At 70.2% G+C, this 19742-nt stretch carries 17 protein-coding genes; 10 read left to right on the top strand and 7 right to left on the bottom strand.

Annotated features, from left to right (window positions below):
• The first annotated feature begins 153 nt into the window (after positions 1-153).
• From ACGFIV_RS19255 to ACGFIV_RS19245, 3 genes are read left to right on the top strand one after another with little or no spacing between them, the layout of a single operon-like run.
• On the top strand, positions 154-993 hold the full coding sequence (locus ACGFIV_RS19255) for an ABC transporter substrate-binding protein (RefSeq protein ID WP_392836484.1): 840 nt from the start codon (positions 154-156) through the stop codon (positions 991-993).
• Between the two features lie 3 nt (positions 994-996).
• On the top strand, positions 997-1848 hold the full coding sequence (locus tag ACGFIV_RS19250; protein WP_392836481.1) for an amino acid ABC transporter permease: 852 nt from the start codon (positions 997-999) through the stop codon (positions 1846-1848).
• A gap of 5 nt (positions 1849-1853) precedes the next feature.
• Positions 1854-2657 carry an amino acid ABC transporter ATP-binding protein gene (locus ACGFIV_RS19245; protein ID WP_392836478.1) on the top strand — a complete coding sequence of 268 codons (804 nt, stop codon included), beginning with the start codon at positions 1854-1856 and terminating at the stop codon, positions 2655-2657.
• 264 nt (positions 2658-2921) lie between these two features.
• Here ACGFIV_RS19245 and ACGFIV_RS19240 read toward each other — a convergent pair whose 3' ends face one another.
• Positions 2922-3341 (bottom strand): hotdog fold thioesterase, encoded by a 420-nt coding sequence (locus tag ACGFIV_RS19240; protein ID WP_358557669.1) that lies wholly within the window; start codon positions 3339-3341, stop codon positions 2922-2924.
• Positions 3342-3409: 68 nt separating this feature from the next.
• Here ACGFIV_RS19240 and polA point away from each other — a divergent pair, with 68 nt between their 5' ends.
• Positions 3410-6112 (top strand): DNA polymerase I, encoded by a 2703-nt coding sequence (gene polA, locus ACGFIV_RS19235; RefSeq protein ID WP_392836475.1) that lies wholly within the window; start codon positions 3410-3412, stop codon positions 6110-6112.
• Positions 6113-6162: 50 nt separating this feature from the next.
• Here polA and ACGFIV_RS19230 read toward each other — a convergent pair whose 3' ends face one another.
• Positions 6163-6960, bottom strand: a complete 798-nt coding sequence (locus ACGFIV_RS19230; RefSeq protein WP_358557634.1) for a DUF2127 domain-containing protein — start codon at positions 6958-6960, stop codon at positions 6163-6165.
• 102 nt (positions 6961-7062) lie between these two features.
• Between ACGFIV_RS19230 and ACGFIV_RS19225 the strand changes: the two genes are divergently transcribed.
• From ACGFIV_RS19225 to uvrB, 6 genes are all read left to right on the top strand, one after another.
• Positions 7063-8145 (top strand): polysaccharide deacetylase family protein, encoded by a 1083-nt coding sequence (locus tag ACGFIV_RS19225; RefSeq protein ID WP_392836471.1) that lies wholly within the window; start codon positions 7063-7065, stop codon positions 8143-8145.
• A 221-nt stretch (positions 8146-8366) separates the two neighbouring features.
• The gene (gene rpsA, locus ACGFIV_RS19220; protein WP_358557638.1) at positions 8367-9848 is read left to right on the top strand and encodes a 30S ribosomal protein S1; all 1482 of its coding nucleotides are present in this window, start codon (positions 8367-8369) and stop codon (positions 9846-9848) included.
• Positions 9849-9951: 103 nt separating this feature from the next.
• Positions 9952-10410: a GNAT family N-acetyltransferase gene (locus ACGFIV_RS19215; RefSeq protein WP_358557641.1), complete on the top strand. Its 459-nt coding sequence runs from the start codon at positions 9952-9954 to the stop codon at positions 10408-10410.
• Positions 10411-10430: 20 nt separating this feature from the next.
• Positions 10431-11039 carry a dephospho-CoA kinase gene (coaE, locus tag ACGFIV_RS19210; protein WP_358557644.1) on the top strand — a complete coding sequence of 203 codons (609 nt, stop codon included), beginning with the start codon at positions 10431-10433 and terminating at the stop codon, positions 11037-11039.
• Positions 11040-11250: 211 nt separating this feature from the next.
• Positions 11251-12441, top strand: a complete 1191-nt coding sequence (locus tag ACGFIV_RS19205; protein ID WP_358557647.1) for an SLC13 family permease — start codon at positions 11251-11253, stop codon at positions 12439-12441.
• 220 nt (positions 12442-12661) lie between these two features.
• The gene (gene uvrB / locus ACGFIV_RS19200) at positions 12662-14770 is read left to right on the top strand and encodes an excinuclease ABC subunit UvrB (RefSeq protein ID WP_358557650.1); all 2109 of its coding nucleotides are present in this window, start codon (positions 12662-12664) and stop codon (positions 14768-14770) included.
• Positions 14771-14843: 73 nt separating this feature from the next.
• On the opposite strand, the gene ACGFIV_RS19195 is transcribed toward uvrB, so the two are convergent.
• The 5 genes from ACGFIV_RS19195 to ACGFIV_RS19175 all read right to left on the bottom strand — a co-directional run bounded on the left by ACGFIV_RS19195 (position 14844) and on the right by ACGFIV_RS19175 (position 19732).
• Positions 14844-15986: a C45 family peptidase gene (locus ACGFIV_RS19195; protein WP_358557653.1), complete on the bottom strand. Its 1143-nt coding sequence runs from the start codon at positions 15984-15986 to the stop codon at positions 14844-14846.
• Between the two features lie 113 nt (positions 15987-16099).
• Positions 16100-16936, bottom strand: a complete 837-nt coding sequence (locus ACGFIV_RS19190; protein WP_358557656.1) for an ATP-binding cassette domain-containing protein — start codon at positions 16934-16936, stop codon at positions 16100-16102.
• Positions 16933-17922 (bottom strand): ABC transporter ATP-binding protein, encoded by a 990-nt coding sequence (locus ACGFIV_RS19185; RefSeq protein ID WP_358557660.1) that lies wholly within the window; start codon positions 17920-17922, stop codon positions 16933-16935. The genes ACGFIV_RS19190 and ACGFIV_RS19185 overlap by 4 nt, the downstream gene beginning before the upstream one ends.
• Positions 17919-18788: an ABC transporter permease gene (locus tag ACGFIV_RS19180; RefSeq protein ID WP_358557663.1), complete on the bottom strand. Its 870-nt coding sequence runs from the start codon at positions 18786-18788 to the stop codon at positions 17919-17921. Before ACGFIV_RS19180 ends, ACGFIV_RS19185 begins: the two co-directional genes overlap by 4 nt.
• A complete protein-coding gene (locus ACGFIV_RS19175; RefSeq protein ID WP_392836461.1) occupies positions 18785-19732 on the bottom strand; it encodes an ABC transporter permease in 948 nt (315 codons plus the stop codon). The genes ACGFIV_RS19180 and ACGFIV_RS19175 overlap by 4 nt, the downstream gene beginning before the upstream one ends.
• Positions 19733-19742: the final 10 nt, after the last annotated feature.

The raw sequence follows: 19742 nt of genomic DNA, 5'->3' as shown, positions 1-19742 counted from the left end.
CAGGCTCCTTCAGGTGTTGTGCGATCGTTTCATTTCGGTAATACCCCTGGTGACCAGGTGCGGGACCATGGCCAGGGTTACGGTAACTTAACTCAAATCCGACATACAGCTGAAGAGGAGGACGTTGTGGTCTTTTGGCCCAGACGTCGCCGTATGACCTCGATCGGGGCGCTGGCGGTCAGCGCCGCGTTCCTTCTCTCCGCCTGCGGTGGCGGATCGGACACCAGCGCGACCAGCTCCAGCGCCCCGGCCGGCAGTGCCCCGGCGGCGGCGGCCTCGGAGATCAAGTTGATCCACCCGGGCAAGCTGACGACGTGCACGAACCTGCCCTATGAGCCCTTCCAGTTCAAGGAGGGCGACAAGGTCGTCGGGTTCGACGTCGACATCGTCGACCTCGCCGCCAAGAAGCTCGGCGTGACCCAGGAGATCGTCGACATCGACTTCGCCGTGATCAAGAGTGGCGCCGCCCTCAACGCCGGCAAGTGCGACGTCGCCGCGGCGGGCATGACGATCACTCCTGAGCGCCAGAAGAACCTCCTTTTCTCCGACCCCTACTTCGACGCCACGCAGGCGCTGCTCGCCAAGAAGGGCACCGGCGCCAAGTCGCTCGACGACGTGAAGGCCAAGGGGCTCAAGCTCGGCGCGCAGGCATCGACGACCGGCCTCGACTACGTCAAGGGCAAGGGGTTCAACCCGACCGAGTTCGCCGACTCCCCGAAGGAGCTGCTCGGCCTGCAGTCCGGGCAGGCCGACGTGATCGTCCAGGACCTTCCCGTCGTGCTGACCTGGCTGAAGAAGCCCGAGATCGCGAGCAAGTTCGAGCTCATCGCGAGCCTGGACACAGGTGAGCAGTACGGTGTCGGCCTGAAGAAGGGCAACGACGCGCTGGTCAAGGTGATCAACGAGGAGATCGCCAAGGCCAAGACCGACGGCACCTACGAGCAGATCTACGTCAAGTGGTTCGGTAAGAAGCCCGGCGAGCTCGGAACCTGATCGATGACCGATCAGCCCATGACGGCCGGGCCGACCGGCTCTGCCGGGCAGGCGCCCGGCAGAGCCAGGCTCAGCCCTCGTAAGCGGCAGAGGATCAGCCGCGCCGTCCAGTACGTCATCCTGGTGGCCGCGCTCCTCGCCGTCGTCCTCCTGACCAACTGGCAGGGACTCGCCGAGAACTTCACCAAGATGGACGTGGCGAAGCAGGCGCTCCCCGACGTGTTCACGGTCGCGCTCAAGAACACGATCATCTACACCGTCGGCGGCTTCGTCTTCGGCTCGCTGGGCGGCCTCCTGCTCGCCCTGATGCGGCTCTCGTCGGTGCGGCCGTACCGCTGGATCGCGACCATCTACATCGAGATCTTCCGCGGCCTTCCCGCCCTGCTGATCTTCCTGCTCATCCTGTTCCTGCCGCTCGCGCTGCCCGGCTTCGAGGTTCCGGGCGGTACGTACGGCCAGGGCGTGCTGGGCCTGACGATCGTGAGCGCGGCGTACATGGCCGAGACCCTCCGGGCCGGCCTGCAGGCCGTGCCGAAGGGGCAGGCCGAGGCGGCGCGCTCGCTCGGCATGTCGCACTCGCGGGCGATGGTCTCGGTGGTCATCCCGCAGGCCATCCGCATCGTGATCCCGCCGACGACCAACCAGTTCGTGTCGCTGCTCAAGGACTCCTCGCTGGTGCTGTTCCTCGGTGTGAGCGGCGAGTACGTCGAGCTGACGAAGTTCGGCAACGACCTCGCCTCGACGACCAGCAACGCCACCCCGATCCTGGTGGTCGGCCTGACGTACCTGCTCGTCACGATCCCGCTGGGCTACCTGGCGGGCCGCCTCGAAAACCGTCAGGCGAAGGGACGGTGACCCCGGTGACGCACGCGGTCGAGATCAAGGACCTGCACAAGTCGTTCGGCGAGCTGGAAGTGCTCAAAGGCGTCGACTTCACCGTCGACGAGGGCCAGGTCGTCTGTGTCATCGGCCCCTCCGGATCAGGCAAGTCGACGCTGCTCCGCTGCGTCAACCTGCTCGAAGAGCCCAGCAAGGGCAGCGTGACCGTGGGCGGCGTCGAACTGACCGACCCGGACGTCGACATCGACGCCGCGCGGCGCAGGCTCGGCATGGTCTTCCAGTCGTTCAACCTGTTCCCGCACATGTCGGTGCTGCAGAACGTCATGATCGCCCAGCGGCGGGTGCTCAAGCGGGGCAGGGCCGACGCCGAGCGCATCGCGCGGGAGAACCTTGAGAAGGTGGGCGTCGCGGCCAAGTGCGACGCCTTCCCTCCGCAGCTCTCCGGAGGCCAGCAGCAGCGGGTCGCGATCGCCCGGGCCCTCGCCATGGACCCGGCGCTCATGCTGTTCGACGAGCCGACCTCCGCGCTCGACCCTGAGCTGGTGGGCGACGTGCTGTCGGTCATGCGCAAGCTCGCGCACGACGGCATGACGATGCTGGTGGTCACCCACGAGATGAGCTTCGCGCGGGAGGTGGCCGACCGCGTGGTGTTCATGGACGGCGGGGTGATCGTCGAGGAGGGCCCGCCCGACCAGGTGATCGGCAATCCCCAGCACGCCCGCACGCGCACGTTCCTCAAGAGGGTGCTGGACCCGACCCACTCGGAGGACGACGGCGCGACCGGCGAGGAAGGGGCCCCGGCGGCCTCGCCGCCCGCCCTCTGAGGTCGCCGCCTGGAAGTCCCTGTCATGGCGCACCGATGTTATGGCGCACCGATCCCCGCCGGCCCCCGGCCCGCGGGGATCGGGCCTTTCCGGGGCTGGAAGGCACAGCGAGCCCGCGGGTGATCTTTGGGGCCATGTAGGGCTTCCCCGGCCGCACACGTTGTCTACTCGACCACCCACGGGCTCTGGCGTCCACAACGCTAGCGAGCTATGAGGCCCCCGTGCATGGAGAGTCGCAAATCGTGGTCCGATAAAGACCAAATATCACGGGGCGTCACGAAGCATGCAGGTGAGTCGCGAAGTGCAGACGCGCCGCCCCTCGTCGTCGGTGATCTCGATGTCGTACGTGGCGAGACTGCGCCCGCCGTGCAGGAGGGTGGCGACGCCGGTGACATGGCCCGAGGTGGCCGAGCGGTGGTGGGTCGCGCTGATCTCGATGCCCATGGCACGCCGGCCCTCCCCGGCGTGCAGGGCCGCGCCGGTGGACCCGATGGTCTCGGCGAGCACGCAGGAGGCGCCCCCGTGGAGGAGGCCGTACGGCTGGGTGTTGCCCTCGACCGGCATCCTGGCGACGACCCGCTCGGCCGTGACCTCGATGAACTCGATGCCCATGGTGGCGATCAAGGTGCCCTTGTAGTCGCCGCCCAACGTTTCGAGGCGGGTGAGATCCTCGGGGTTCGTCATGGTCAAGGGGACGCCTCCAGTTGCACAGGGCGGAGTGTTCTGTCGTACATGGAGACTAGGCTGCGGGTGTGCCGAAGAAGGAACCGACCCCCGCACGTGACCGCCTGCTTCTCCTCGACGGGCATTCACTCGCGTACCGCGCGTTCTACGCGTTGAAGGACGCGAACCTCACCACGACCGACGGCCAGCACACCGAGGCGGTGTACGGCTTCACCTCGATGCTGATCAACGTCCTTCGCGACGAGCAGCCGAGCCACGTCGTCGTGTGCTTCGACCGGTCGGAGCCCACCTTCCGCCACGAGGCCTACGAGCACTACAAGGCCAACCGCCAGGAGACCCCTGAGGACTTCCGCGGCCAGGTCAGCCTGATCTTCGAGGTGCTCGACGCGCTCCGCGTGCCCTACCTGTCCCTCGCGGGCTACGAGGCCGACGACCTGATCGCCACGCTCGCCGACAGCGCCGCCCGGCGGGACATGGACGTGCTGATCGTCACCGGCGACCGCGACGCCCTCCAGCTGGTGAACGACCGCGTCACGCTGCTGATGACCCGCCGCGGCATCAGCGACATGACGCGGTTCGACCCCGCCGCCGTCGTCGAGAAGTACGGCCTGACTCCCGCGCAGTATCCCGACTTCGCCGCCCTGCGCGGCGACCCCAGCGACAACCTCCCCAACATCCCGAGTGTGGGGGAGAAGACCGCCGCCAAGTGGGTCAAGGAGTTCGGCTCGCTCACCGAGCTGGTCGCCCGGGTCGACGAGGTCAAGGGCAAGGTCGGCGACAAGCTCCGCGAGCACCTCGGCCAGGTGATCCACAACCGCCAGCTCACCGAGCTCCGGCGCGACGTCCCGCTCGACGCCGACGTCGCCGGCCTCAAGATGGGCCAGTGGGATCGCGACGAGATCCACAAGCTCTTCGACACCCTGCAGTTCCGGGTGCTGCGCGACCGGCTCTACCAGAGCATCGGCACGGCCGAGCCGGAGGCGGACGAGGGGTTCGAGGTCGAGGTCGTCACCCTCGGCCCCGACGAGGTCGAGGCGTGGCTCGCCGTCATGCCCGAGGGCAGGGCCGGGCTGGCGGTCAAGGGCACCTACGGCAGCGGCACGGGCAGGCTCGACGGCCTCGCCATCGCGGCCCCCGCCGACGCCGAGGGCGGGAAGCGCGCGGCGTTCGTCGACCTTCAGGGCCTCAGCCCCGCCGACGAGGGCGCGCTGCGCCGATGGCTCGCCGACGCGGGAAGGCCGAAGGCCCTGCACGACGCCAAGGGTCCGCTGCTGGCCCTGTGGGCCCACGGTCTCGACCTTCAGGGCCTCACCTGTGACACCGCCCTGGCGGCCTATCTGGCGATGCCGGGGCAGCGGTCCTTCCCCCTCGACGACCTCGTGCTGCGCTACCTCCACCGCGAGCTGCGCGCCGAGACCGAGACCAACGGCCAGGCGGCGCTGTTCGACGATCCCGGCGACGACGAGGGCCGGGAGCTCGGCATCCGGGCACAGGCCGTGCTGGAGCTCGCCGATGCCCTTGAGGCCCACCTTTCGCCTCGGGGCGGCATCCGCCTGATGCGCGAGGTCGAGCTCCCGCTGGTGCGCGTGCTCGCCGAGCTGGAGCGCGACGGCATCGCCGCCGACCACGACTACTTCGCCGGCCTTGAGGTGGAGTTCGGCGCCGCGGTGAAGCAGGCCGTCGAGGAGGCCCACCGGGTCGTCGGCGAGCAGTTCAACCTCGGCTCGCCCAAGCAGCTCCAGGAGATCCTGTTCGTCAAGCTCGGGCTGCCGAAGACCAAGAAGATCAAGACCGGCTACACCACCGACGCCGACGCCCTGGCGACGCTCGCCACGCAGACCGACAACGAGCTGCCGATCATCCTGCTGCGCCACCGCGACCAGACCAGGCTGCGCACCACCGTCGAGGGCCTTATCAAGGAGATCGGCGACGACGGGCGCATCCACACCACCTACAACCAGATCATCGCGGCGACCGGTCGCCTGTCGTCCGAGAAGCCCAACCTGCAGAACATCCCCATCCGCACCGCCGAGGGCCGCCGGATCCGGCAGGGATTCATGGTGGGCGAGGGCTACGAGAGCCTGCTGACCGCCGACTACAGCCAGATCGAGCTGCGCATCATGGCCCACCTGTCCCGCGACGAGGCGCTGATCGCGTCATTCGAGTCCGGGCACGACTTCCACCAGGCGACCGCCGCCCGGGTGTTCGACCTCCCGCCCGAGCAGGTCGGCGGCGAGCTGCGGGCGCGCATCAAGGCGATGAACTACGGCCTGGCGTACGGCCTGTCCGACTTCGGGCTGTCGGGCCAGCTCGGCATCCCCGTCGCCGAGGCCCGCGCGCTCAAGGACGAGTACTTCCAGGAGTTCGGCGGCGTCCGCGACTACCTCGCGACCATCGTCGCCCAGGCCCGGCACGACGGGTACACCGAGACCATCCTCGGCCGCCGCCGCTACCTGCCCGACCTGATTAGCGACAACCGGCAGCGCCGCGAGATGGCCGAGCGCATGGCGCTCAACGCCCCCATCCAGGGCTCGGCTGCCGACATCATCAAGGTCGCGATGCTCAACGTGCAGCGGGCGCTGCGCGAGCGCGAGCTGCGCTCCCGCATGCTGCTGCAGGTCCACGACGAGCTCGTCTTCGAGGTGGCCCCCGGCGAGATGGAGCCGCTGCGCGAGCTGGTGGTGTCCCAGATGTGCGCCGCGTACGAGCTGCGCGTCCCCCTGGACGTCTCCGTGGGCGTCGGCCGCACCTGGCAGGACGCCGGCCACTGAGACCGTCCCCGCCGTCGTCGCCGTCCCCGCCGGGGGCGGCGGGCGGCCGGTCAGTCGGTCGCGGTGGCGGCGGGGTGATGGTGGCCGGAGAGTGAGGCCGTGAGCGCGGCGGTCTCGACCTCCAGCAGGCTGGTCTCGTGCCGCTCGGCCTCGTACGCCGCGTGCCCGCCCCGCAGGCCGAACAGCCGCTTCGACAGCAGGATGTACAGCACGGCGGCGAGGTTGATCAGCAGGATCACGATCCGCAGCCAGGTGACCTTCTCGACGATCTCGTAGATCTCGACCGGCACGAACAGCGACGTCGCGACCACCGCGAAATACTCGCCCCAGCGCCGCAGCAGCCACAGGCCGACGCCCTCGGTCATGAGCAGCGCCCCGAAGACGAGCAGGCCGAGCACGATCCACGTCAGCGTCCTGGTCTCCGCGCTGATCACGGTGCGGAGGGTGTGGACCACACCCGACTCCTCCAGGTTCCACCCGAGCTTGTCGGCCAGCGGCTGGAGCAGCGGCACGTCCTCGTCGAAGGCCATGGCGATCGCGTCCTGGTGGGCGCGGAACCTCCAGATGCCGAAGGCCGCCGCCAGCACCAGCAGCCCCTTGCCCCACCGGAACACCGCGAGCAGCCGCAGGATCGTGGCGTCGCGCAGCGCCTTGCCGCGCAGCACGATGGGAGCGTCCTCCGCGGGGCCGGAGCCGTGCGGATCGCCGAGCGTGAAGTCGCCGCAGCGCAGGCACCGCCAGGCCTCCCCGAGGGCCGTCTCGGCGCGCAGACGCCGGCGGAGCGCCTCCTCGGTGGGGGCGTAGGTCACGTGGCCGTGTCGGCCACAAGCGCGCAGGCTCCAGTTCACGCTCAAATTTCAACACATGATAGGTGTGTACGCGGCCCAGGACGCGGCCGATGGGCCGTCCCAGGGCGAAAATCGACCTGCCGCCGATCCAGGAGAACACTTGTGCGCAGCGCACCCGGCCTGACACCCGTCATCGGCATCGTGAACATCGGTGTCATGATCGTCGCCGTCGTGGCGCTGCTGGTCCTGCCCCTCGGGCACGACGACGAAACTGCCGAGCACAAGGCCGGACCGGCACCGGAGGCCACACCGCCGGTGGTGCCACCGCCGCCTCCGGTGACGGCGACGGCCGAGTCCGCGAGGAACGTCGGGGCCAACGAGCTCGGCCTGGTGCCCGTGCTGATGTACCACCGGATCCTTTCGAAGCGGCTGGCCTCCATCGACCGCACCCCCTCCCAGCTCCGGGGGGAGCTGGAGAAGCTGGCCTCGGAGGGCTACGTGCCGATCACGGCGGCCGAGTTCGTGGCCGGCGCCGTCGACATCCCGGCGGGGGCCCATCCGGTCGTGCTGACCTTCGACGACGGTCACCCCTCGCACTTCGCCCTCGGAGCCGACGGCACGCCCAAGAAGGACACCGCCGTCCGGATCATCTACGACGTCGCCGGCAGGTATCCGGGCTTCCGTCCGGTGGCGACCTTCTGGATCAACGCCGACCCCTTCGGCCTGCGCGACCGCGCCCGGCAGAAGGCGGCAGTGGGGTGGCTGGTCGAGCACGGGTTCGAGGTCGCGAACCACACCTTCCGCCACCCGGACCTCTACCGGCTGACCAAGAAGAAGATCGCCGAGAGCATCGTGCGCGAGCAGCGGCAGCTGAAGGAGCTCGGCGCCCCGCGGTCGGCCACGTTCGCCCTGCCGTACGGCAGCAGGCCCAAGAAGAGGTCGACGGCGCGCGAGGGGAAGTGGGACGGGACCACATATCATTTCGATGCCGTTTTCCTGGCCGGGGCGGAGCCCGCGATTTCGCCCTACGCGAAGGCCTTCGATCCGTACAACATCCCGCGGGTCCAGTCGAACGGTAAACAAGGGGAGTGCCGGAAGTGGTGCTCGCAGTACTGGCTGGAGTGGCTCCGCAAGCACCCTGATAGGCGATACACCTCGGACGGGGACCCCGCGCACGTCTCCATCCCTCGTCGATTCCGGGGTAAGATCAAGGCAAAGTTCGACGGGGTGTTGATCACCTATTGAAGGCTTCCGGGGTTGTGCGGGTGAGCGCCGGATTGACCACGCCCGCGTACTCTCATATGCTGATCGCTGCGCTGTGGGCTCGCGTGCGCCTCGGACGGAGCGGGCTCGCGCTCGGTCATGTCGACCAAGGGTCATCCCGACCATCCTCGGCTTGAGCGATAAAGAGGCCTGCCGCGCGTCCGCCACATCGACATCTGTCCGCGTTCGGAGCAATTCCACACATGACGAGCAGCACTGAGGCCACCTCGAGCACCCCGCAGGTAGCGGTCAACGACATCGGTTCCGAGGAGGCCTTCCTCGCCGCGATCGACGAGACCATCAAGTACTTCAACGACGGCGACATCGTCGAAGGCACCGTCGTCAAGGTCGATCGAGACGAGGTCTTGCTCGACATCGGCTACAAGACCGAGGGTGTCATCCCCTCGCGCGAGCTCTCGATCAAGCACGATGTCGACCCAGCCGAGGTCGTCGAGGTCGGCGAGCACGTCGAGGCCCTGGTTCTCCAGAAGGAGGACAAGGAAGGCCGGCTGATCCTCTCCAAGAAGCGCGCGCAGTACGAGCGCGCCTGGGGCACGATCGAGAAGATCAAGGACGAGGACGGCATCGTCACCGGCACGGTCATCGAGGTCGTCAAGGGTGGTCTCATCCTCGACATCGGCCTGCGCGGCTTCCTTCCGGCGTCGCTGGTCGAGATGCGGCGGGTTCGCGACCTTCAGCCGTACGTCGGCCGAGAGCTCGAGGCGAAGATCATAGAGCTGGACAAGAACCGCAACAACGTGGTTCTCTCCCGGCGCGCCTGGCTTGAGCAGACCCAGTCCGAGGTCCGCCAGACCTTCCTCAACACCCTCCAGAAGGGCCAGGTCCGCAAGGGCGTCGTCTCCTCGATCGTCAACTTCGGTGCGTTCGTGGACCTCGGCGGCGTCGACGGTCTCGTGCACGTCTCCGAGCTTTCCTGGAAGCACATCGACCACCCCTCCGAGGTCGTCGAAGTGGGCCAGGAGGTCACCGTCGAGGTTCTCGACGTGGACATGGAGCGCGAGCGGGTCTCCCTGTCGCTCAAGGCGACGCAGGAGGACCCCTGGCAGCAGTTCGCCCGCACCCACCAGATCGGGCAGGTCGTCCCCGGGCGCGTCACCAAGCTGGTGCCGTTCGGTGCGTTCGTCCGCGTCGAGGAGGGCATCGAGGGCCTGGTCCACATCTCCGAGCTGGCCGAGCGCCACGTGGAGATCCCGGAGCAGGTCGTCCAGGTCGGCGACGAGATCTTCGTGAAGATCATCGACATCGACCTCGACCGCCGTCGCATCTCGCTGTCGCTGAAGCAGGCGAACGAGGGCGCGATCGGTGCCGACGTCGAGTTCGACCCCACGCTGTACGGCATGGCGGCGACCTACGACGACCAGGGCAACTACATCTACCCCGACGGGTTCGACCCCGAGACGGGCGAGTGGCTCGAGGGCTTCGAGAAGCAGCGCGAGGAGTGGGAGCGGCAGTACGCCGAGGCCCAGACTCGCTTCGAGGCCCACAAGTCGCAGGTCGAGAAGGCTCGCGCGGAGGAGGCGGAGGCCGCAGGCCCGTCCACCTACTCCGGTGAGACTCCTCCGTCCTCGTCGTCCACCGGCGGCTCGGCTCCGGCCGCGGGCGCCCTGGCCTCCGACGAGGCCCTGGCCGCGCTTCGCGAGAAGCTGGCGGGTGGTCAGAGCTGACGCTCTGAGAGTTCAGTTTCACTGAGAGGGCCCCACTTCGGTGGGGCCCTCTTCGTGCTTTCACAGCCCCGCGTTCGTGCTTCCCCGGCCCTACAGTGGGCGGGTGACGAGGATCGAGCGGGCCCGGCCCGAGGACGCCGGTGAGATCCTCACGCTCCAGCGGGCGGCCTACGTGAGCGAGGCGCAGCTGTACGGGGACCCTTTCCTCGGTCCCCTGGTGGAGTCGCTCGACCGGATGCGCGCGACGATCGCCACCGCGACCGTCCTGAAGGCGCTCGCCGGCGACCGCGTCGTCGGCGCGGTGCGCGGGCGGCTCGCCGACCGCGCGGGCATCATCGGCCGGCTCGTGGTGGCCCCCGACCAGCAGGGCCACGGGGTCGGCACCGCGCTGCTGCGGGCCATCGAGGAGGAGCTGGCCGCCGAGGTCGACGCCTTCGACCTGTTCACCGGGCACCTCTCGGAGGGAAACCTCCGGCTGTACCGCCGCCTCGGCTACCGCGAGACGCGGCGGGAGCGCGTCCACGACCACCTGACCCTGGTCCACATGCGCAAGCCCGCATAGCGTTGGCTACCCTTCCGTGCATGCTGAAGATCGGGCTTACGGGCGGCATCGGGTCGGGAAAGAGCGAGGTGTCCCGGCGCCTAGGGGATCACGGCGCGGTGGTCATCGACGCCGACAAGATCGCGCGTGAGGTCGTCGAGCCGGGCACCACGGGTCTCGCGCTCGTCGTCGAGGCGTTCGGCCGGGGCGTGCTGCGCGACGACGGCTCCCTGAACCGCGAGAAGCTCGGGCAGATCGTGTTCGCCGATCCCGAGAAGCTCGGCCGGCTGAACGCCATCGTCCACCCGAGGGTGGGGGAGCGGGTCGCCGAACTGCAGGAGGACGCGCCCGGCGACTCGGTCCTCGTGTACGACGTGCCGCTGCTGGCCGAGAACGGCCTGGCGCCGATGTACGACGTGGTGATCGTGGTCGACGCCGCGGACGAGGTGCGTCTCGCCCGGCTGGTCGGGCTGCGGGGGATGGCCGAGGAGGACGCCCTCGCCCGCATCAGGTCCCAGGCCTCCCGGGAGGACCGGCTGAGGATCGCCGACATCGTGATCGCCAACGAGGGCCCTCTGGACCTGCTGGACGCGCGCGTCGCCGAGGTCTGGGCGGACCTCCAGAAACGCCGCGAGACGGCGACGGGCTGACCGTACGGCCCGTCGGCGCGGGCCTCAGGGCGCCCACAAGGGCTCCCCGGTCGCTGGGGGTGCCAAAGGGTGGCCGACAGGGTGGCGACCCCCCACGGCTCGCTCAGGGGCTTATGCCGGAAACTCCCTCGTATGACCGTGTGGCCTGCGGTTCACCGGACCGCCGTCCTCCCGTGCGGCCGGAGGCTTCGAGGATTTCCGGTATGGGACCATGGCCCACGTGACACGGCGGCTGACGGTCCTCGACTGGGTCCGCGTGGGTGTGCTCGCCGTGGGCCTGGTCTGCGTGGCGACGGGGCTGCTCCCCGCCGAGGAGGCCGCGGACAATCTCCTCCGCATCGGCCCGCTCCTGCTGTTCCTGACGGCCGTGATCGTGCTGGCCGAGCTGACCAAGGAGGCGAACGTCTTCGACGTCCTCGCCGGCAGGCTGGCGATCGCCGGGCGCGGGAACTACTTCGCCCTGTTCCTGCTCTGTACGGCTTTCGCCTCATTTGTCACGATATTTCTTAATTTGGATACGACCGCGGTGTTGCTGACCCCGGTCATGCTCGCCCTGGCGCCACGTGCCCGCATCGCGCCCCTGCCCCTGGCCATGACCACGATCTGGCTGGCCAACACCGCGAGCCTGCTCCTGCCGGTCTCCAACCTGACCAACCTGCTGGCCATGGGCCGGGTGGGGCTGTCCGCGCGCGACTTCGCCGCCCGCATGTGGGCACCGCAGATCACGGCGGTCGCCGTGACGATGCTGTTCCTGTGGATCTTCTTCTGGCGGCGCGGCGAGCGCGGTGAGGACCGTTACGTGCCGCCGCCGCCGGCCCCGGCGGGCGACCCGGTGCTGTTCACCGTCGCGGCCGTCGCCTGCGCGCTGTTCATCGTGGCCATCCTCGCCGGGCTCCAGATCGGCGTCGCGGCGGCCGTGGCGGCCGTCCTCCTCGTCGCGGCCTTCGCCTGGCGCGACCGTTCGAAGCTCACCTGGGGACTGTTCCCCTGGCAGCTCCTGGTCTTCGTCACCGGGCTGTTCCTGGTGGTGCCCACGCTCAGCCGGTACGGGCTCGACGATCTCATGCGGGCGCTCATCGGCGAGGCGGGCGACGCCGCGGGGGACTACCGTGCCGCCGCGGCGGGCGCGGGGCTGGCGAACATCGTCAACAACCTGCCCGCGTACTACGCGGGGGAGCGGGTGATCCCGCTCGTGAACCACGACCAGCTGCTCTCGCTGCTCATCGGCACGAACGTCGGCTCGGTCATCACGCCGTGGGCGTCGCTGGCCATCCTGCTGTGGTTCGAGTGGTGCCGTCGGCGCGCCGTGAAGGTGCCGATGGTGAAGTTCGCGCTCACCGGGCTCTGCCTGGCCGTCACCGGCGTCGCGGCCACGGTCGCGTCCCTGCTCCTCACCAACTGACCCCCGGCGCTCCTCACCGGCTGGCCCCCGACGCTTCTCACCGGCTGACCTCCCGCACTCAGCGCACTGGCCCCGTTCACCGCCTGAGCCAAGTCCGGTCGCCCTCGTCTTGGTGACGAGACGGTCAAGGACGGGCCGGTGACGGGCAAAGGAGCCGGGATTCCGGTCCGTCCGGCGGCGGGCCCGGAAATGTCGGTGGCTCCGCGTAGGTTATGGAGACGTGAGGCCGGTAACAGATTTGCAGCGCAAGGTGGCCCCCTTCCAGGTCGTCACCGACATGACCCCGTCCGGTGACCAGCCGACCGCGATCGCCGAGCTTGAGCGGCGCGTCAAGGCCGGAGAGAAGGACAACGTCCTGCTCGGTGCCACCGGCACCGGCAAGACCGCGACGGTGGCGTGGCTCATCGAGCGGTTGCAGCGTCCGGCTCTGGTGATGCAGCCCAACAAGACGCTCGCGGCCCAGTTCGCCAACGAGCTGCGCGAGATGCTCCCCAACAACGCCGTCGAGTACTTCGTCTCCTACTACGACTACTACCAGCCCGAGGCGTACGTCCCGCAGACCGACACCTACATCGAGAAGGACTCGTCGATCAACGACGAGGTCGACCGCCTGCGCCACTCGGCGACCAACTCACTGCTCACGCGCCGCGACACCGTCGTGGTGGCCTCGGTGTCCTGCATCTACGGTCTCGGCACCCCGCAGGAGTACGTCGACCGCATGGTCCGGCTCAAGGTCGGTCAGGAGATCGAGCGCGACCAGCTCCTGCGCCGCCTCGTCGACATGCAGTACGCCCGCAACGACCTGGCCTTCACCCGGGGCACCTTCCGGGTGCGCGGCGACACGATCGAGGTCATCCCGCAGTACGAAGAGCTCGCCGTGCGCATCGAGATGTTCGGCGACGAGATCGAGAAGCTCGCGACGCTCCACCCGCTCACCGGCGAGGTGATCACCGAGGATCCCGAGCTCTACATCTTCCCCGCCTCCCACTACGTGGCGGGTCCCGAGCGCATGGAGCGGGCGATCAGCGGCATCGAGACCGAGCTCGCGCAGTCGCTCGCGACCATGGAGAAGCAGGGCAAGCTGCTGGAGGCCCAGCGGCTGCGCATGCGCACGACCTACGACATCGAGATGATGCGCCAGGTCGGCACCTGCTCCGGCATCGAGAACTACTCGCGGCACATCGACGGCCGCGAGGCCGGCACCGCGCCCAACACCCTGCTCGACTACTTCCCCGAGGACTTCCTCCTGGTCCTCGACGAGTCGCACCAGAGCGTCCCCCAGATCGGCGCGATGTACGAGGGCGACGCCTCGCGCAAGCGCACCCTGGTCGACCACGGCTTCCGCCTGCCCTCCGCGATGGACAACCGCCCGCTCAAGTGGGAGGAGTTCCTCGACCGCATCGGGCAGACCGTCTACCTCTCGGCCACTCCCGGGCCTTACGAGCTGGGCCGCAGCAAGGGCGAGGTGGTCGAGCAGGTCATCCGCCCGACCGGCCTGGTCGACCCCGAGGTGATCGTCAAGCCGACCAAGGGGCAGATTGACGACCTGGTCCACGAGATCCGCGAGCGCACCGACAAGGACGAGCGGGTCCTGGTCACCACGCTGACCAAGAAGATGTCCGAGGACCTCACCGACTACCTGCTGGAGCTCGGCATCCGCGTGCGCTACCTCCACAGCGAGGTCGACACGCTGCGCCGCATCGAGCTGCTCCGTGAGCTGCGCATGGGCGAGTTCGACGTGCTGGTCGGCATCAACCTGCTCCGTGAGGGGCTCGACCTGCCCGAGGTGTCCCTGGTGGCGATCCTCGACGCCGACAAGGAGGGCTTCCTGCGCAGCGAGACGTCACTGATCCAGACGATCGGCCGTGCCGCGCGCAACGTCTCCGGCCAGGTCCACATGTACGCCGACCGCGTGACGCCGTCCATGGAGCGCGCGATCGAGGAGACCAACCGCCGCCGGGCCAAGCAGGTCGCCTACAACGAGGCCAACGGCGTCGACCCCCAGCCGCTCCGCAAGAAGATCGCCGACATCCTCGACTCCCTCACCAGGGAGGACGCCGACACCGAGCGGCTGCTCGGCGGGGGCCGCCAGCAGAGCCGCGGCAAGGCGCCCGTCCCCGGTTTGTCCTCCCGACAGACCGGGCAGCACGCCAAGGCCATCGTGGGCGAGATGCCGCGCGCCCAGCTGGAGTCGCTGGTCCAGTCGCTCACCGAGCAGATGCACACGGCCGCCGCCGACCTGCAGTTCGAGGTCGCGGCCCGCCTCCGCGACGAGATCAAGGAGCTCAAACGCGAACTCCGCGACATGCGCGAGGCCGGCGTCCACTGACCCCATCCCGTCCCGACCATCACCCCCGGCCTGGCCCAGCCGCTGCGCCACCGGTGGCACGGTCGACGTCGCGCTAGTCCTTCGTGCCGTGGGGGGTGAGGGAGGTCCAGGTTGAGGGGGTGGCGGAGCAGGGGCCGCCGTCGTGCACGTGGAGGCGGCGGGCGGCGGGGTCCACGGCGACCGTGGCGAGCGTCGCCCACCGGGTGCCGAGCCGGCCGGTCGGCGGAGCGTGGCAGCACACCTCGGCGCCGCCGTCCTGATGCACGTTCAGCAGATCGGCGAGGTCACCGGGTCCGTCGAGGCCGTGCCGCTCGTGGGCCCGCGCGCTCAGCACGCGCAACCGGTCGTGGGTCTCCGGTTCGAGCCGCCCGCGGAGCTCGCCCGCCGCCGGTACCGGGTCGATGAAGTGGTTGGTGTGCAGCAGCCAGCCCTCCCCGTCCGGGTGGACGGTCACGGCACCCGCCGGGCTGAGTTCCACGGACGCCGCCCGGCCCTCGGTCACGATGGTCATCACGGTGGAGGCCGAGACCGGGGCATCGCTCAGGATGGCGACGGCGTCTTCGAAGGACGCCGCGGAACCGAGCACCCGGCGGGCGACGAGGTGGACGGGCACGCCGCCCGCACCGTCGTCCACGTGGCCGAGGATGTTGAACAGCACCCCCACCCCCGCCTCGTTGACGCCGATCTTGCCGAGGATCCCGTATTCGGTGATGCCGGTGAACCCTAGCGTGTCGCCGCGTACGGACTGGATGTGCCAGGTGCCGGCGAGCTCCACATGCCAATCCCAGGTCTGCCCGCCCACAGTGCGCCCGCCCGCGCTGTGGGTGCCGAGGTGGACCGCTGTGGAGCATTCGCTTGATCGGGGGGTGGCCGTCACGGCGAGGATCTCGGTGCGGGCGTTGAGCGCGGCGACCACCCACAGGGGCACGCCCGCGCCCTCCGCGACCCCCTCCATCTCGGCGGCGAGTTCCGGCGCCCACGCGCGGGTCGCGCTGAGGGTGCCGAGCGCCAGGGCGGGGACGTCCAGCTTCACGCCCGCGGCCGTGGCGGCGGTCTCGAAGAGCTGCGAGTACGTCCCCCACGCCCGGACGATCTCCGCTCCGGTCCGCCGGCCGCGATCGTGGCCGCGCCGCCTGGGGTCGGTGCCTTCCACCCGTAGGTGCGTGCGGTCCTGGCCGGTGGAGCCTTCCCCCGGTGAGAGCGCCGGCGGCCTCACGCGCCCACTCCCCCCGGGTGAGGGCGTCGACGGCCTCACATGTCCGCTTTCCCCGGTGGGAGGTGCCGACGGGTTCACGCGTCCGCTTCCCCCGGGTGGGGGTGCCGACGGGTTCACGCGTCCACCTCCGGGGTGGAGGTGGCGCGACGGGGACGCCAGCCGGGGCGGGGCGCGCTGTCGCGCAGCAGGCGGGTGTACGGGTGCCGTGGGTCGTCGAGCACCCGCGCCGTGCTTCCCCGTTCGACGATCCGCCCCTGACACATGACGACGACCTCCTCGCTGACCTGCCGTACGACGGACAGGTCATGGGTGATGAACAGATAGGTGAGCCCGCGGGCCCGGCGGATCTCGGCCAGCAGGTTCAGCACCTGGGCCTGCACCGACACGTCCAGCGCGGCCACGGCCTCGTCGAGCACGAGGACGCGGGGTTCGGCGGCGAGCGCCCTCGCTATCGCGACGCGCTGCTTCTGCCCGCCGCTGAGCTCGCCGGGCAACGCCCGCGCGTGCTCGGGCCGCAGGCCGACCTGGTCGAGCAGGTCGGCGACGCGGCGGCGCATCTCGGCGCCGGTGACCCGGTGGTGGGCCGTCAGCACCTCCCCGATGGCCGCTCCCGCCGTGCGGCGGCGGTTCAGGGATCCGTTCGGATCCTGGAAGACCATCTGTACGTCCCGGGCACGGGCCCGCCGTTCGGCCCGGCGCGGCCGCCGCGCCACCGGGCGTCCCGCGAGCACGACGTCTCCGGCGTCCGCGTGTTCGAGGCCGACGAGGATCCGCGCGAGCGTCGTCTTGCCCGAGCCGGACTCCCCGACCACCGCGAGGCAACCGCCGTCGGCGACGCTCAGGCTGACGTCGTCGAGCGCCCGTACCGTGCGGCGCCGTCGCCCCTGCCCGCTGCCGAACTCCTTGCACAGCCCGCTGATCTCGATGACGTTCCCGGTGGGGCCGCTCACGGGGTGACCTCCGTTCCTGTCGTGCGGGTGAGCTCGGGCGTCAGTTCGTCACTCCGATGGCACCGTACGGCCCGGCCGTCGCCGTGGACGAGCGGCACCTCGCCGGAAAGGCACCGGGGCGCCGTCCATGGGCAGCGGCCGGAGAAGGCGCATCGCCCATGCACCTCGTACGCCGCCACGGGCCGTCCCGGGATGACCGGGAGCACCGGGGCGCGGGTGGTGAGGCTGGGCCGCGAGTCGAGCAGCAGGCGCGTGTACGGATGGCGCGGCGACGCGTGGAGCCGCTCGGGGGTCGCGATCTCGACGATCTCACCGGCGTACATCACGGCGATCCGGTCGCACACCGCCGAGGCCAGCTCCAGGTCGTGGGTGACGAAGAGCATCGCCATGCCGTGCTCGCGGCGTTGGTCGTCGAGGATCGCCATGACCTCCGACTGCGTGGTCACGTCGAGCGCGGTGGTCGGCTCGTCGGCCAGCAGCAGCCGGGGAGAGCCCGCCACGGCGGCGGCGATGACGACGCGTTGCAGCATGCCGCCCGACAACTGGTGGGGGTAGGAGTCCATGCATCGGTCGACGTCGGCGATGCCCACCTGCGCGAGCAGGTCGCGCGCCCGGCGATCGGCCGCGTCACGGGCCTCGCCGCGCCCGTCGCGGAGCCCTTCGACCAGATAGCGCGACACACGCAGCAGGGGATTCAGCGCGGACCGCGGGTCCTGGCTGATCATCGCCATCGCGCCGGCGCGCAGCCGGCGCAGCTCCGGGGCGCCCAGGTTCCGTACGTCCTGGCCGTCCAGCGTGACCCGGCCCGTGACGCGCGACCCCGCCGGTTCGGTGCGAAGGACGGTGCGCAGCGTCATCGACTTGCCCGACCCTGACTCGCCGACCAGGCCGAGCGCCTCACCGGGGGACACCGACAGCGAGACGCCGCGCAGGATGACCCGGCCCTTCACGTCGAGACGGATGTCGTCGAGTTCGAGGAGGTTCATGCCCGGCCTCCGGCCCCGCGGCCACCGAGCCGCTCGCCGATCACGCTGAACGCGGCGACCGCGACGACGATGCACGTGCCCGCGAGCAGGCTCTGCTGGGGGTGGCCCTGGAGCAGGGAATCCTGCCCCTGCGAGACCATCAGTCCCCAGTCGGCGGTCGGCGCCTGGACGCCGAGGCCCAGGTACGACAGCGCGGCGAGGTCGATCATCGCGTAGCCGAAGTTGATGGCGGCCCCGGTGAGGATCTGCGGCGCGATGTTGGGCAGCAGGTGCCTCGCGGTCACCACGATCCCGGACAGTCCCTGCAACTCGGCCGCCTGCACGTACGCGAGCCGCCGCTCGCGCAGGGCGACGCTGCGCAGCACGCGGGCGGTGTAGGGCATGTACGCGACCGCGAGCGCGGCGGTGGCCTGCGCGAGGCCCGTCCCGAACACCGCGACGACGAGGATCGCAAGGAGCAGGTTGGGGAACGCGAACAGCAGGTCGAGCACGCGGCCGACCAGAGCGTCCACGCGCCCGCCGAACCAGGTGGCCACCAGGGCGAGCACTGTGCCGCCCGCGCCGGCGAGCAGCACGACCACGGCGGCGCCCGCCAGGCTGGTCCTGGCGCCGTACAGCAGCCGGGACAGCAGGTCGCGGCCCGACTGGTCGGTGCCGAGCAGGTGCTCGGGACCGGGTGGCAGGTAACGCTGGACGATGCTTCCGACGGCCGGGTCGTACGGTGCGACCAGGGGCGCGAGCAGCGCCGCCAGGGCGAGCAGCGCGACGACCACGGCGGCGGCGACGCCGAGCGGGCCGAGCCGGCCGGCCAGGCCGGCGCCGCGCCGGGCCCGTGGCGCGGGTGGTGCGAGCGTTCGGGCGCTCACGCGCTCTCACCTCCGAGCTGGACGCGCGGGTCGATCACCGCGTACAGGGTGTCGACGACGAGGTTGACGATTCCGAACACCGCGACCAGCACGAGGGCCACGGCCTGGACGACGGCGAAGTCCTTCTGCTGCACCGCGTTGATGAGCAGCGCGCCGACGCCGTCGAGGGTGAAGGCGTGCTCGACGACCGCCGCCCCCGCGACCAGGGCCGCGATGTTCACCCCGACGATCGTCGTCACGGGCAGCATCGCGTTGCGGACGACGTGGCGGCGCGCGACCACCCGCCAGGGGACGCCGCGGGCCAGCGCGACGGACACGTGCTCGGCGTCGCGTTCCTCCACCACCGCGGTGCGGGTGATGCGCGCGACGACGGCCGCCGCCGGGAGGGCGAGCGCCACGGCGGGCAGGGTCAGGTGCAGGACGCGGTCCGGCAGCCCGGAGCCCGCCCCGAAGACCGGGAACCAGCCCAGCGTCACCGAGAAGACGCTCATGAGCAGGACGGCCGCGAAGAAGGTGGGGATGGCGAACCCCACGCTGGAGCCGAGCAGGACGCCGGTGTCCAGGGCCCCGCCGCGCAGGCCCGAGACCACCCCGGCGCCGACGCCGAACACCACGATGAGCACGGCTGCGTACGTAGTGAGCCACAGGGTCGTCGGGATCCGGGACACCAGCAGCGAGGCCACGTCCTGCCGGGTGGTGAGGGACTCCCCGAGGTCGCCGCCGAGCACGCCGGTCAGCCAGTGCCAGTAGCGGAGCAGGAACGGGTCGTTCAGGCCGTACTGCGCGCGGATGGACGCGAGGACGCCGGGACTGACGGTCCTGCCCTGGACGAGGAAGCTCTCGGGCGTGCCGGGCGCGGCGTACATGGCCGCGTAGATGAGGAAGCTCGACACGAGGAGCGTGGCGGCCAGCGCCCCGAGGCGCCGGGTCACGAAACGCGGCACGGTGCCTCCA

Origin of the sequence: Sphaerisporangium sp. NPDC049003, from assembly GCF_043197795.1 — a bacterium.
Classification (GTDB): domain Bacteria; phylum Actinomycetota; class Actinomycetes; order Streptosporangiales; family Streptosporangiaceae; genus Sphaerisporangium.
This window is presented reverse-complemented; position numbering and strand designations above follow the sequence as displayed.

Excerpts from the sequence above, each read along its gene's own strand:
- rpsA (WP_358557638.1), top strand. The coding sequence starts at position 8,367 with ATGACGAGCAGCACTGAGGCCACCTCGAGCACCCCGCAGGTAGCGGTC.
- ACGFIV_RS19240 (WP_358557669.1), bottom strand. The coding sequence starts at position 3,341 with ATGACGAACCCCGAGGATCTCACCCGCCTCGAAACGTTGGGCGGCGAC.
- coaE (WP_358557644.1), top strand. The coding sequence starts at position 10,431 with ATGCTGAAGATCGGGCTTACGGGCGGCATCGGGTCGGGAAAGAGCGAG.
- ACGFIV_RS19255 (WP_392836484.1), top strand. The coding sequence starts at position 154 with ATGACCTCGATCGGGGCGCTGGCGGTCAGCGCCGCGTTCCTTCTCTCC.
- ACGFIV_RS19205 (WP_358557647.1), top strand. The coding sequence starts at position 11,251 with ATGGCCCACGTGACACGGCGGCTGACGGTCCTCGACTGGGTCCGCGTG.
- ACGFIV_RS19185 (WP_358557660.1), bottom strand. The coding sequence starts at position 17,922 with ATGAACCTCCTCGAACTCGACGACATCCGTCTCGACGTGAAGGGCCGG.
- ACGFIV_RS19250 (WP_392836481.1), top strand. The coding sequence starts at position 997 with ATGACCGATCAGCCCATGACGGCCGGGCCGACCGGCTCTGCCGGGCAG.